The organism is Streptomyces sp. SP18BB07, assembly GCF_036322545.1.
GTDB lineage: Bacteria > Actinomycetota > Actinomycetes > Streptomycetales > Streptomycetaceae > Streptomyces > Streptomyces deccanensis.
This window is the reverse complement of record NZ_JAQYWT010000324.1, coordinates 51,069-64,147: the sequence shown is the minus strand read 5'-3', so window position 1 is coordinate 64,147 and position 13,079 is coordinate 51,069. Positions and strand designations below refer to the sequence as shown.

At 70.6% G+C, this 13,079-nt stretch carries 11 protein-coding genes; 8 read left to right on the top strand and 3 right to left on the bottom strand.

All coding sequences use genetic code 11. The annotated features are described in order from the left end of the window. Positions 1-172: 172 nt before the first annotated feature. The 5 genes from PUR53_RS24155 (at position 173) to PUR53_RS24135 (ending at position 6,750) form a co-directional block, all read left to right on the top strand. Positions 173-913, top strand: coding sequence for a (2Fe-2S)-binding protein (locus PUR53_RS24155; protein WP_329896289.1), 741 nt, complete (start codon positions 173-175; stop codon positions 911-913). A 143-nt stretch (positions 914-1,056) separates the two neighbouring features. Beyond that, positions 1,057-2,208, top strand: a complete 1,152-nt coding sequence (glgA, locus tag PUR53_RS24150) for a glycogen synthase (protein ID WP_329909626.1) — start codon at positions 1,057-1,059, stop codon at positions 2,206-2,208. Positions 2,209-2,274: 66 nt separating this feature from the next. Next, a complete protein-coding gene (gene glgC, locus PUR53_RS24145; protein WP_329896287.1) occupies positions 2,275-3,495 on the top strand; it encodes a glucose-1-phosphate adenylyltransferase in 1,221 nt (406 codons plus the stop codon). A gap of 178 nt (positions 3,496-3,673) precedes the next feature. Further along, positions 3,674-5,020 carry a wax ester/triacylglycerol synthase family O-acyltransferase gene (locus PUR53_RS24140; RefSeq protein WP_329896286.1) on the top strand — a complete coding sequence of 449 codons (1,347 nt, stop codon included), beginning with the start codon at positions 3,674-3,676 and terminating at the stop codon, positions 5,018-5,020. 236 nt (positions 5,021-5,256) lie between these two features. Continuing rightward, a complete protein-coding gene (locus PUR53_RS24135; protein ID WP_329896285.1) occupies positions 5,257-6,750 on the top strand; it encodes an SDR family NAD(P)-dependent oxidoreductase in 1,494 nt (497 codons plus the stop codon). On the opposite strand, the gene PUR53_RS24130 is transcribed toward PUR53_RS24135, so the two are convergent. After that, a complete protein-coding gene (locus tag PUR53_RS24130; RefSeq protein WP_329896284.1) occupies positions 6,729-7,226 on the bottom strand; it encodes a hypothetical protein in 498 nt (165 codons plus the stop codon). The genes PUR53_RS24135 and PUR53_RS24130 overlap by 22 nt on opposite strands. A gap of 495 nt (positions 7,227-7,721) precedes the next feature. Between PUR53_RS24130 and PUR53_RS24125 the strand changes: the two genes are divergently transcribed. Then, positions 7,722-7,895, top strand: a complete 174-nt coding sequence (locus tag PUR53_RS24125; protein ID WP_177261694.1) for a hypothetical protein — start codon at positions 7,722-7,724, stop codon at positions 7,893-7,895. 48 nt (positions 7,896-7,943) lie between these two features. After that, entirely contained in the window at positions 7,944-8,426 is a 483-nt protein-coding gene (locus PUR53_RS24120) for a GNAT family N-acetyltransferase (protein ID WP_329896283.1), read from the top strand. Between the two features lie 90 nt (positions 8,427-8,516). Here PUR53_RS24120 and PUR53_RS24115 read toward each other — a convergent pair whose 3' ends face one another. Next, complete coding sequence (locus PUR53_RS24115) at positions 8,517-9,122, bottom strand: lytic polysaccharide monooxygenase auxiliary activity family 9 protein (RefSeq protein WP_329896325.1); 606 nt, start codon at positions 9,120-9,122, stop codon at positions 8,517-8,519. Positions 9,123-9,343: 221 nt separating this feature from the next. Continuing rightward, positions 9,344-10,768, bottom strand: coding sequence for a lipase maturation factor family protein (locus PUR53_RS24110; RefSeq protein ID WP_329909625.1), 1,425 nt, complete (start codon positions 10,766-10,768; stop codon positions 9,344-9,346). Positions 10,769-10,876: 108 nt separating this feature from the next. Here PUR53_RS24110 and PUR53_RS24105 point away from each other — a divergent pair, with 108 nt between their 5' ends. Then, entirely contained in the window at positions 10,877-12,961 is a 2,085-nt protein-coding gene (locus PUR53_RS24105; RefSeq protein ID WP_329896281.1) for a SpoIIE family protein phosphatase, read from the top strand. Positions 12,962-13,079: the final 118 nt, after the last annotated feature.

The window sequence follows — 13,079 nt, the reverse complement described above, 5'->3', positions numbered from 1 at the left end:
TTTCATGGTGACCACGATGCCTCGGATACGCCTCCGCGTCGTCGTACCTGAGCACTCAATAGGTCCTACTGCCGTTGGAGTACGAGGGTCCCGTCGTCATACCCCAGGGGGGCGACACGGGGTGCATGCCGCCGCCCGAAGGTGTACCCGGGCCCTGGTACTACTCGTCCTCGTGGATCACGACCCCGGCCTCACCGCCCTCTCGGCCCTCGGCGGCTTCTTCGTACTACGTACGGGACGACCAGTGCACGGCGAGCCGCCCACGCTCGCGGAGGCCTACGCGGCACGGGATGCCGATGTGGAACGGGAGGTTTACGCGAATCCCGTAATTTTCCGTGTCCGGAAGGTCGCGCGGAGTCTGCGGGCGCCCGAGCCGCGCGTGGCCGCGTCCATCGCCCACCTCGGCTTCGCCGCCCGCCTGTGGTCGGTGGCCCTGGGGTCGGTCGCCCTGTACGGGCGCGTCCCCGATCTCGACCCCCGGCTCCTGCGCTGGGACGCCGACGCGAGCGCCCCGGACGAGCTGTGGCTGACCGAGGTGCGCGGCCTGCCCGCCGAACGGATCGGCGAGATCGTACGGGACGGCCACCTCGTACCGCTGGCGGCGTCCCTGCGTGCTCAACTCGGCCTCTCCGAACGTCTGTTGTGGGGAAACGCGGCCTCCGCCCTGATGGGTGCCGTGCGCCAGATCGACCGCTGGGCGGCAGCCAACGGCCGTACGGAGGCGGCCGGTCGGGCCCGCGCCGCCGCCACCGACCTGTTCGCGCACCCCGCCCTGACCGGCACGCTCGACCCCGTCACCCGTCGCCGCCGCAGCTGCTGCCTGTACTACCGGCTGCCGGGAGGTGGGCTGTGCGGCGACTGCTGCTTCGACCGTCCGCCCGGCACCCGCCCCCGCCGCGGTCCTCGCACCTGACCACGCCGCGGTCCGCGCGCCTCACCACGCCCGGGGGCGCATGCCCGCCCCCGGGCGTGCGCCCGCGCGAACATCGTGGTCTTCCCCAACCGACCCTTCTGGGTGACCATGTGGGAACCAGCCGATGAGACAGGGGGTTCCGGGTGCGAGTCGGCCTGCTGACCCGGGAGTATCCGCCCGACGTCTACGGTGGCGCGGGCGTCCATGTCGAGTTCCTCGCCCACGAGTTGCGGTCCCTGGTCGACCTGGACGTGCACTGCTGGGGCGAGGGCGCGAGCGGCGGCGTCGTACGCCACCGGCCATGGTCCGCGCTCGACGGCGCCAACGACGCGCTGCGTACCTTCTCCGTGGACCTCTCCATCGCCGCCGGCCTCGAAGGCCGCGAACTGGTCCACTCGCACACCTGGTACGCCAACCTGGCCGGCCACTTCGGCAAGCTGCTGCACGGCATCCCCCATGTGATGACCGCCCACTCGCTGGAGCCACTGCGCCCCTGGAAGGCCGAGCAACTGGGCGGCGGTTACGCCCTGTCCAGCTGGGCCGAGCGCACCGCGATCGAGTCGGCCGACGCGGTGATCGCCGTCTCCGGCGCCATGCGCGACGACATCCTCGGCTGCTACCCCGCCCTGGACCCGGCACGGCTCCACGTCGTGCACAACGGCATCGACACCTCGCTCTACCGGCCGGACCACGGCACGGACGTCCTCGACCGGATCGGTGTCGACCCCGGCCGCCCGTACGTCCTGTTCGTCGGCCGCATCACCCGGCAGAAGGGCGTGCCCCATCTGCTGCGGTCCGTACGGGACATCGATCCGGCCGCGCAGGTCGTGCTCTGCGCGGGCGCGCCCGACACCCCGGAGATCGACCAGGAGTTCCGGGACCTCTTCGCGGAGCTGAGCCGCGTCCGCGAGGGTCTGTTCTGGATCCCGCAGATGCTGCCGCGCCCGGACGTGATCCAGCTCCTGACCCACGCGGCCGTGTTCGTCTGCCCGTCGGTGTACGAGCCGCTCGGCATCGTCAATTTGGAGGCCATGGCCTGCGGTACGGCGGTGGTGGCCTCGCGGGTGGGCGGAATCCCGGAGGTCGTGGAGGACGGAGTCACCGGCCTTCTCGTGTCGACCGACGAGGACTTCGAGAACGGACTGACGCGCGCACTGGACTCGTTGCTCGCCGACCCCGTGGCGGCCGCCCGGATGGGCGAGGCCGGCCGGGAACGGGCGGTGCGGGAGTTCGGCTGGGACGCGGTCGCCCGGCGGACGGTCCGGCTTTACGAGGAAGTCCTCAAACAGGGGTAGTCACGGGGTAGTCACAGGGCAGTCAGGATCAGCGTTCGGCACGACCGGGCGTAGAGGGGCGGCGGGATGCGGCGCGGTGGACCTTCGGTGCTGGGAATCGTACTGGCGGGCGGTGAGGGCAAGAGGCTGATGCCCCTCACGGCCGACCGCGCGAAACCGGCGGTGACTTTCGGCGGCACGTACCGCCTGGTGGATTTCGTTCTCTCCAATCTCGTCAACGCGGACATCCTGCGCATCTGCGTGCTCACGCAGTACAAGTCGCATTCGCTGGACCGGCACATCACCACGACCTGGCGGATGTCGAGCCTGCTGGGCAACTACGTCACCCCGGTGCCGGCCCAGCAGCGGCTCGGCCCGCGCTGGTACCTGGGCAGCGCCGACGCGCTCCTGCAGTCCCTGAACCTGGTCCACGACGAACAGCCCGAGTACGTGGCCGTGTTCGGCGCCGACCACGTCTACCGCATGGACCCCCGCCAGATGCTGACGCAGCACATCGAGGGCGGCGCGGGCGTGACGGTGGCCGGTATCCGGGTGCCGCGCACGGAGTCGTCGTCCTTCGGTGTGATCACGCCCGGCTCCGACGGCCGGACCGTCGAACGCTTCCTGGAGAAGCCGTCCGACCCGCCGGGCCTGAGCGACGACCCCGAATGCGTGTTCGCCTCGATGGGCAACTACATCTTCACCACCAAAGCCCTGGTGGAGGCGCTCCAGCGGGACGCGGAGGACGAGGACTCCGTCCACGACATGGGCGGCTCGATCCTGCCCCAGCTCACCGACCGGGGCGAGGCGCAGCTGTACGACTTCAGCGCCAACCACGTACCCGGCGAGACCACCCGTGACCAGGGCTACTGGCGGGACGTCGGCACCCTCGACGCCTACTACGACGCCCATATGGACCTGATCGCCGAGCGCCCCGCCTTCAACCTCTTCAACCGCAGCTGGCCCATCTACACCAGCTCCGGCCAGCTCTCCCCGGCCCGCTTCAACGCGGGCGGCATCGCCAGCGAGTCGATCATCAGCGCGGGCTGTCTGATACGGGGCCAGGTGACGCGGTCCGTCCTCTCCCCAGGGGTCGTCGTGGACCCGGGCGCGGTCGTCCAGGGGTCGGTCCTGCACGACAACGTCCACATCGGGCGGGGCGCCGTCGTCCGGGGCGCCGTGCTCGACAAGAACGTCCAGGTGCCTCCGGGTGCCACCATCGGAGTCAACCCCGAGAAGGACGCCGAGCTCTACACCGTCTCCCGGGGCGGGGTGATCGCGTTGGGCAAGGGGCAGCAGGTGTCCTAGGCGGCCTGTCTAGCCCTTCAGGGTGACCGCAGTGCACACAGATGTCGCATGAGTCCCGCCTTTCTTTAAGGGTGGGACTTAATCTGTTGTTAACTGTGCGTAGCTTGATCGTACTTGACCGTAATCGGCCAACAGCGATTGACTACCGACTCACCCGTCGTCGACGCGAGGCAAGCCCTTGACTCCTGACCTGCTCGCCCCCCTCGACCTTGCGTTCTGGAACATCGAGTCCGCCGAACACCCCATGCACCTGGCCGCCCTCGGCGTCTTCACGGCGAACTCGCCCACCGCGGGCGCCCATGCCGCCGAGCTGCTCGCCACGCGGTCCGCCGCGGTGCCGGCGCTGCGGATGCGGATCCGGGACGTGTGGTTCCCGGACGTCCGGCTGCCCCTGGCGTTCGGCGGCGCGACCCGGGAGCCCGTCGCCGACTTCGAGCCCTTCGACCACGTACGGCTGCACGCGCCGGCCGCCGACTTCCACGCGGTGGCCGGACGGCTGATGGAGCGCCCGCTGGAGCGCGGCCGGCCGCCCTGGGAGGCGCACGTGCTGCCGGGGGAGGACGGCGCCTCCTTCGCCGTGCTGTTCAAGTTCCACCACGCCCTCGCCGACGGACTGCGGGCGCTGACGCTCGCCGCGGCCGTCATGGACCCCATCGACATGCCCGCGCCCCGACCGCGCCCCGCCGAGCCGCCCCGCGATCTCCTCCGTGACGTGCGCAAACTCCCCGACCTGGTCAGAGGCACCCTCTCCGACCTCGGGCGCGCCCTCGACATCGGCGCCTCCGTCGCCCGCACCACGATCGACGCGAGCCTCGGGGCCCGTTCCCCGGCCGCGCTGACCTCCGAGGCCAGCGGCACCCGTCGCACCGCCGGGGTGCTCGTGGACCTCGACGACGTGCACCGGATCCGCAAGACCGTCGGCGGCACCGTCAACGACGTCCTCATCGCGGTCGTGGCGGGGGCGCTGCGGCGGTGGCTGGACGAGCGCGGGGACGGCAGCGAAGGGGTCGCGCCCCGGGCGCTGATCCCCGTCTCCAAGCGCCGGCCGCGCACGGCGCACCCGCAGGGCAACCGGCTCTCCGGGTACCTGATGAAACTGCCGGTCGACGATCCGGATCCGCTGCGGCGGCTGCGCACGGTGCGGGCGGCGATGGACCGCAACAAGGAGGCGGGGCCGAACCGGGGCGCGGGCGCGGTGGCCCTGCTCGCCGACCATGTGCTGCCGCTGGGGCACCGGCTCGGAGGGCCGCTGGTCAGTCAGGCCGCGCGCCTGTGGTTCGACATCCTCGTCACCAGCGTCCCGCTGCCCAGCCTCGGGCTGCGGCTCGGCGGCTGCCCGCTCGCCGAGATCTACCCCCTCGCTCCGCTCGCGCACGGGCAGTCCCTCGCCGTGGCCGTCTCCACGTACCGGGGGAGCGTCCACTACGGGCTCGTCGCCGACGCGGAGGCCGTCCCGGACCTGGACCGGCTGTCCGGGGCGGTCGTCCGGGAGGTGGCGGATCTGCTGGCGGCGTGTGAACCCTGACACCCGTCTCTCGCCCCCGCTCAAAGACTCGGGGCTCCGCCCCGGACCCCGTTCGCGCAGTTCCCCGCGCCCCTATGGAAGGGCCGCAGGCCTTTCAGGGGCGCGGGGAACTGCGCGACCAGCCCCCACCGGACCCGCACCCGAAGTTTGGTCACCACACCCCCCGCTCCGTACAATTTCGCGTTCGGTGGCGGACGCGCTGGGCGGACCGCGGTGATCAGGGAAACGGCAGCGCGATGACGGTGACAGAGGACGGCCCCGCGACCACGGACGAGGTCGCGTACGGCCCCGGCATCGACCCGGACCGGCTCGCCGTGTGCCTCAGCGTGCTGGAGGAGCTCGACAAGCTGGAGGTCGACCACCCGGACGCGATCGCGGTGCGCCGCGCGACCGCCGGCGTCTACCGCACCGTCAAGCAGCGCCGCCGCCAGGAACGCCGCGCCGCCAAGACCGCACACGACAAGGCGGTCACGGAGTCCACGGCCACCGGCTCCGCCCAGCGCATCGACGACGAGACCGAGGGCATCCTGCCGTCGTCCGTCACCGAGGCCGGGCAGATCGCGGGGATACTCCAGCGCCCGCGCTCCTGCTACACCTGCAAGACCCGGTACGTGGAAGTCGACTACTTCTACCACCAGCTCTGTCCCGAGTGCGCCGGCGTGAACCGCGCCAAGCGCGACGTCCGCGTCGACCTCACCGGCAAGCGCGCCCTGCTCACCGGAGGCCGCGCCAAGATCGGCATGTACATCGCCCTGCGGCTGCTGCGCGACGGCGCGCACACCACGATCACCACGCGCTTCCCCAAGGACGCCATCCGCCGCTTCAAGGCCATGGACGACTCGGCGGACTGGATGCACCGCCTGGAGGTCGTCGGCATCGACCTGCGCGACCCGGCCCAGGCCGTCGCCCTCGCCGACCAGGTCGCCGAGGCCGGTCCCCTCGACATCCTCATCAACAACGCGACCCAGACCGTACGCCGTCTGCCCTCCGCCTACGCCGCCCTGGTGGACGGCGAGAGCGCCCCGCTGCCCGCCGGTGAGCTGCCCCCGTACCACGTCATCGGCGCCTTCAACTCCGGCGCCGTCGACGGTCTCGCCGCGCTGCCCGTCGGCACCAGCGGCCTCGACGCGCAGCAGGTCGCCGACCTCGCCCTGGTCGCGGGCAACGCCAGCGTCGCCCGGCACCTCGACGGCACCGCCATCGACGCGGGCGGCCTCGTCCCCGACGTGGTCGACAGCAACACCTGGGTGCAGACCATCGAGCAGATCTCCCCGGTGGAGCTGCTGGAGACCCAGCTGTGCAACTACACGGCGCCGTTCATCCTGATCAGCAAGCTCCGCCCGGTCATGGCCGACGCCGCCCGGAAGGCGACCAGCGGACGCGCGTACGTCGTCAACGTCTCGGCGATGGAGGGCGTCTTCGGCCGTGGCTACAAGGGCGCGGGTCACCCGAACACCAACGCCGCCAAGGCCGCGATGAACATGGTCACGCGGACCAGCGCGCAGGAGATGTTCCAGACCGACGGCATCCTCATGACCTCCGTCGACACCGGCTGGATCACCGACGAGCGCCCCCACTTCGACAAGCTGCGCCTCGCCGACGAGGGCTTCCACGCCCCGCTCGACCTCGTCGACGGCGCGGCCCGGGTCTACGACCCCGTCGTCCGCGGCGAGCAGGGCGAGGACCTGTACGGCGTCTTCCTGAAGGACTACGCGCCCGGCAAGTGGTGAGTCGCCCTCGCCCGGTCCGACACCAGCTCCAGTACCGTCCGCCAGTCCTCCAGGACCCCGGCGTCCATGCCGGGGATCCAGCTCGCCTCGTCGGCGTGCCGCAGGGTCAGCACGTCCTCGACGAGCGTGGCGTCCGCCCATCCGCCCGCGTGCAGCCGCACGAGGTCGTCGGTGCCGAGGGCGTGCAGGCGTACGAGCCGGGCGACCCGCTCGCCGAGCAGCGGCCGCACCGTGTCGGCGGCCAGATCGGCGTGGCCGGAGTCGTCACCCGGACGGAGCAGCCCTCCGAGGGTGTGCACCAGGCCCGCCACCTGCAGCTCCTTGTCGGCCGGCCGGCCCCGGCGCAGCAGCGCGGCGGTCTGCAGCGCGTGTTCGTGCGGATCGACCGCGGTGTCCCGGCGGGGGTCCGGCGTCGTGCCGCCGCCCCGGCAGGCGTGCAGCAGATCCATGAGCTCCTCGACGCTGCGCAGTTCCATCCGCCGGTCCTCCCGAGTCCGCCCGCGAGAAATGCCGTTGCGACACATGAGCAGATCATGGTCGGCTTGCGATTCGGCCAACAGGACCTGAACTACGTACCGAGCACGGCGATCCGATGGGTCGTCGGATCGGTGCGGGGTGCGACTGCTGAGCCGAACGGGTGATGAGAAACCGAACAAATGGGTCAAATTGCCCTAGGGTAAGGCTCGCTGGGCGCTGAACGACACAAGACAGTTACCCCTGGTTTTCAGCCCCATCGAGCGGCTGCCCGCTCATTTGGTTACTCTGTACCGGACGGACAGCCTTATATGGGTCCCACCCACACCCACGGTCCGTCCCGGGACAAGCCGGTCACCACGGCCTGCTCTCACATCCAGGCAATCCGGCGCCACCGCGTCCGTACTGACATCGACTCAGACCCGAGCGGACGTCAGGCGCACAGCGGCAGGCTGGGCCGACGTCCCGAGGGTGACCCGACACATAAGGAGTGCGCGGTGACACCAGAGAAGACGAATCGCGAGCCACGCCCAGAGGAACACACCGAGGGCGGCGGCCGGTCGAAGAAGGAGCTGGGCAGCCTGGACGTGTGGGCCAGGTCCGCCCCGATCCGGCTGGCGGGCTACGAGGACGACCTCGCCGAGCCCCACATCCTGCCCAGCGTGGACTGAGCGGGAGGATCGCGATCGCGTCTGCATGGGCGTGCCAGACTCACGCCCATGCAGATCAGAGAAGCCACCGCCGACGACTGGCCCGGCATCTGGCCGTTCTGGCACCGCGTCGTCGCCGCGGGCGAGACCTACACCTGGGACCCGGACACCTCCGAGGAAGCCGCCCGCGCCCTCTGGATGGCCCCCGCCAAGCGCGTGTACGTCGTCGAGGACGAGACCGGAACCGTCGTCGGCTCCGCCTACCTCACCCCCAACTACGGTGGTCATGCCGCCCGCATCGCCAACGCGGGCTTCCTGGTCGACCCCGACCACGGCGGCCGTGGCATCGGCCGAGCCCTCGCCGTACACGTCCTCGCCGCAGCCGGCGCCCAGGGCTACCGGGGCATGGTGTTCAACGCCGTCGTCGAGACCAACCCCGCCGTACGGCTCTGGACCTCGCTCGGCTTCACCGTGATCGGCACGGTCCCCGACGCCTTCGAACACCCGAAGGACGGCCTGGTGGGGCTGCACATCATGTACAAGGCCCTGTGACGCCACCGGCCCCGCGTGGGAACTCGCTCGGCCGGGCGGCGGGTTACCGGCGCCCGGCCGAGGCCGGATCCGTGTGCGGCGCTCCCCGGCTCAGCCGAAGTTCACGTCGCTGCACCACATGTAGGCCTGGTCGAGGTGCGAGGCCTGCCAGATCACGAACAGGATGTGGTGTCCGGTGTAGCCGGAGGTCTGGACGGGGAACGTGATGTTCTGCGCCGGGGCGAAACGGCCGGTCTGCGTGATGAAGTCGAGGTTGCCCCAGCCCAGGGTCTGGGTCTTGGGGTTGAAGCCCTGCTTGCTCACGTAGACCTTGAGGTAGTCGGCACCGTGCGACGCCTGGTCGTACAGATGGACCGAGAAGTTGTTGCCGACGGTGGTGGTCCTCCACTGCCCGGGCTTGTCCAGACTGGCGTTCCTGGAGAGGTTGTTGCTGCAGAGCGTTCCGTCGGGGGTCCGCGCCTGGAACTGGCCACCGAGGCCGTCCCGGAGCGCGCTCATCCAGTTCCACATGGTGTCGGGGTTGGCCTGGAAGGCCTGCCAGCACATGGGGTCCTCGGTCTGCATGGCCGGGTTCGTGTGCTGGTTGCCCCATGTCTTCCAGCACTGGTACGCGCGGGAAGCGGGGCCGACGATGGTGCCGTGGGCCTGAGCGGGGGCCGACCAGGTCAGTGCGCCGACAACCACGGCGAACAGCATGACGAGCGCCTGGAGGGGCCGGTGGAGGGACGACCGCGAACGTCCGGTCGACGGACTTTGTGTGCGCATGTGGGGGGAGCTCCTTCCGGTTGCGAGGCTGTCATGGGAGCGCTCCCAACGGTAGATATCCTGGGTTGGATGTCAATGAGACGGACGGAGTTGATTACAGGGGCGGGCGGCGAGCCAGGAGGTCCGTGGGCCTGACCGGGCAAGTTGCCCGGTCAGGGGTTGCGCACGGACGACGTGGTCAGTCGTGTCGGCGGCAGGAACTCCCGTACGTACGTCCGCTCCCAGCACGCCCCGGTCTCCCGCAGTTCGCGCCAGGTCGTGTAGCGGTAGCGGAAGAGGCGGGCGCGGACGAAGCGGGGCGGGGCGTCGGCGGGGAACGGGGAGCGGCGCAGCAGACGGAGGGTGTCGCGGTCGTTCTCCAGGAGCCGTTCCACCAGGGCGCCGAACCAGGAGCCGGCATACGCGGGGGAGAGCGCGGCGAACCACATCAGCCAGTCGAGCCGCAGATGGTACGGGGCGAACTGACGCGGCCAGCGCCTCGGGTCACCCGGCTTGCCCCGGAACTCGTACTCCCGCCACTCGGAGTCCTCCCGCGGTACGTCGTCCGCCGTGCCCTCGACCACCACCTCGTACCGCACCCGGCTGACGCTGCCGAACGCCCCGTACGTGTTGACCATGTGCAGCGGGTCGAAGGAGCGGTTCATGACCTGGCGGCGGGAGATCATGTTGCGGACCGGGTGGTAGCTGAGCCAGAGGACCAGCGCGGCGACGGCGAGCACGACGACCGCGTACCACAGGGGCGGGCCGGGGGTCCGTGGTGCGGTCGTGCCGAAGTCGACGGCGGACAGGGCCAGCACGATGGTGATCCAGTTCAGCCAGGCGAAGTTGCCGGAGAGCACCAGCCACAGCTGTGTCGCGATCATCAGCGAGGCGGCGGCCGTCGCGACCGGCTGCGGGGCGAAGAGCAGGAAGGGGACCACGAGCTGGGTGACGTGGTTGGCGGCCACCTCCACGCGGTGGAACGGCTTCGGGAGGTGGTGGAAGAACCAGCTGAGCGGGCCTGGCATCGGCTGGGTCTCGTGGTGGTGGTCGAGGCAGGTGAGCCTCCGCCAGCACTCGTCGCCGCGCATCTTGATCAGCCCGGCCCCGAACTCGACCCGGAAGAGCACCCAGCGCAGCAGGAACAGCACGACGACCGGGGGTCCCACCTCGTCGTTGCCGAGGAAGACGGCCAGGAAACCGACCTCCAGGAGCAGCGACTCCCAGCCGAAGGAGTACCAGGTCTGGCCGACGTTCACGATCGACAGGTACATCGCCCACGGCACGAGCCACAGCAGCATGCCGGCCCAGAGGGGCACCAGGGAGTCCAGCCCGGCGACCAGCGCCACCGAGACGGCACAGCCCGTCCAGGCCCACGCCGCGAAGAAACGGTCCGAGTAGTGGCGGTGGAACACGCTCGGCGCCCGCCGGAACGGCACCCGCTCGACGAAACGGGGCACCGGCAGCATGCCGCGCTCGCCGATCAGCGCGCGGAACTGCAGGGCCGCGCCGAGAAAGGCGACCACATAGATCACGGCCAGGGACCGCTGGAAGAGCAGTCGACTCAGCCAGAGGTCGGGTGCGGTGAACCAGTCCACGGTACCGACGATAGTGAGCTGAACGATGTCCCGTCCGATGCCGATCCCTCCACTTCCCTGTGGTTCCCTCCACTCGAATAATCAGGCAAATGCTGTCAAAGTGGCCCCATGGTTGATCGGGGAGCGAGCGACTCGGACGTCCCGGACGACTGGCTCTCCCACCCGGACCCCGTCCTGGCGCTCAACCTCATGGGCACCTTCGACTGGGACCTCGACGCCGGTGCGTTCCACATGGACGCCACGGCCCACGAGGTCTTCGATCTACGCCCGGACGAGTACGACGGCAAACCCGAGAGTCTGTCGGTGCGGGTGCCGCCGATGGAGGGCCGCAGACTCGACACCCTCGTCTCGCAGGCGCTCAAGGACGGCAGCGAGAACTACGGCGCCTACTTCCGTATCCGGCTGCGCGACGGCACCCTGCGCTGGACCCACAGTCAGGGCTACATCCGCCGCGACGCCGCGGGCCGCCCGCACCGCGTCATCGGCATCGTCCGTGACGCCACCCGCGAGCTGAGCGAGATACGCTCCCGCACCGAGCAGGCCGCCCTCGACGAGGTCCGCCGCAAGCAGACCAACGTCGTCCAGGTGATCACGGCCGCCCTGGCCCACGCCCGGACGGTGCAGGACGTCATCGACGTCCTGGAGGACACCGACGGACTCACCCACCTCGGCGCGACCAGCCTGGTCATGGGCCTGGTGGAGGCCGGACGCATCCGGATGGTCGCCGCGGGACCCGAGGACAGCTATGTGCCCGGTACCCGGATCACCCGCCTCGACGTGAAGTACCCGATGAACGAGGTCGTACGGCACCTCGTCCCGCACTTCATCGAGTCACCGGAGGAGTTCGCCGAGTCCTATCCGCTGCTGTGGCCGCACATCACCGACCTCAAGATCACGTCGGCCGCGTATCTGCCGCTGATCGTGCAGGCCCGCCCCATCGGGGCGATGGGTCTCCTCTACAACGACCGGCGCGGCTTCAGCTCCGAGGAACGCGACGTCCTCATCGCGCTCGGCAGCAGCATCGCCCAGAGCCTCCAGCGGGCCATGTTCTACGAGCAGGAGAAGGACCTCGCCCAGGGGCTCCAGCAGGCCATGCTGCCCCGGTCCATCCCCAGCGTCCCGGGCGCCGACGTCGCCGTCCGCTACCGGGCCGCGTCCTTCGGGGGCTCGCTCGGCCGGGACATCGGCGGCGACTGGTACGACCTCATTCCGCTGCCGGGCGGGCGCGTCGGCGCGGTCATCGGCGACGTCCAGGGCCATGACACGCACGCGGCGGCCGTCATGGGCCAGCTCCGCATCGTCCTGAAGGCCTACGCCACCGAGGGCCACACCCCGGCCACCGTGATGGCCCGCGCCTCCGCCTTCCTCCACGAGCTCGACACCGACCGCTTCGCGACCTGCCTGTACGCGGAGGCCGACCTGTCCACCGGAGTGGTCCAGGTCGTCCGGGCCGGGCACATCGACCCGCTGGTACGGCACACCGACGGCACCTGCCACCGGGTCAGCGTGGAAGGGGGCCTGCCGCTCGGGCTGTCCGCCGAGTTCGGCGGCCTGGAGTACCCCGTCGCCACCGTCGAGATGTTCCCCGGGCAGACGCTGCTGCTCTGCACCGACGGCCTCATCGAACAGCCCGGCGCCGACCTCGACGACGGTATGCGGACGCTGAAGGCGCTGATCGCCACTGGCCCCGACGACGTCGACGATCTCGCCGACCGGCTCATCGACGTGGCGGAGGAGAGGGGCGGTGACGACGACGTGGCCCTCCTGCTGCTGCGACGCCGCAGCCGCAGCGCGGAGCCCGGTGGGCGGCTGCAGCAGCATGTGGCGCCCGGCGATCCGGAGGCGCTCACCGAGGCACGGCACATGATCGGCGCGGCGGTGCGGACCTGGGGGGCGCGGGATCGGGCCGACGAGATCGAGCTCGTCGCGGACGAGCTGATCACCAATGCGCTGATGCACACGGAGGGGGCGGCGATCGTGACGTTGCGGGCGCTCGCGGGGTCCGACCGGCGGTTGCGGGTGGAGGTCGAGGATTCGTCGAGCGCGTTGCCGCGGCGGCGGGAGGCGGGGGAGGCGGGGGTGTCGGGGAGGGGGTTGCTGTTGGTGGACCGGTTGACGGATGTGTGGGGGGTGGAGGCGCGGGGTGGGGGGAAGTGTGTGTGGTGCGAGTTCATGCTGCCGGGCGCGTCATAGCTCGGGGGTTCGGGTGCGTCGGCGGGTGCGGCTCCGGTGGGGCTTCTCGCGCAGTTCCCCGCGCCCCTAAAAGCCCAGGCCCTGCGGGCCTGGAAGACCACGGCTGTGCGGGCCTGAA

Excerpts from the sequence above, each read along its gene's own strand:
- glgC (WP_329896287.1), top strand. The coding sequence starts at position 2,275 with ATGCGGCGCGGTGGACCTTCGGTGCTGGGAATCGTACTGGCGGGCGGT.
- PUR53_RS24135 (WP_329896285.1), top strand. The coding sequence starts at position 5,257 with ATGACGGTGACAGAGGACGGCCCCGCGACCACGGACGAGGTCGCGTAC.
- PUR53_RS24130 (WP_329896284.1), bottom strand. The coding sequence starts at position 7,226 with ATGGAACTGCGCAGCGTCGAGGAGCTCATGGATCTGCTGCACGCCTGC.
- PUR53_RS24120 (WP_329896283.1), top strand. The coding sequence starts at position 7,944 with ATGCAGATCAGAGAAGCCACCGCCGACGACTGGCCCGGCATCTGGCCG.
- PUR53_RS24115 (WP_329896325.1), bottom strand. The coding sequence starts at position 9,122 with ATGCTGTTCGCCGTGGTTGTCGGCGCACTGACCTGGTCGGCCCCCGCT.
- PUR53_RS24105 (WP_329896281.1), top strand. The coding sequence starts at position 10,877 with ATGGTTGATCGGGGAGCGAGCGACTCGGACGTCCCGGACGACTGGCTC.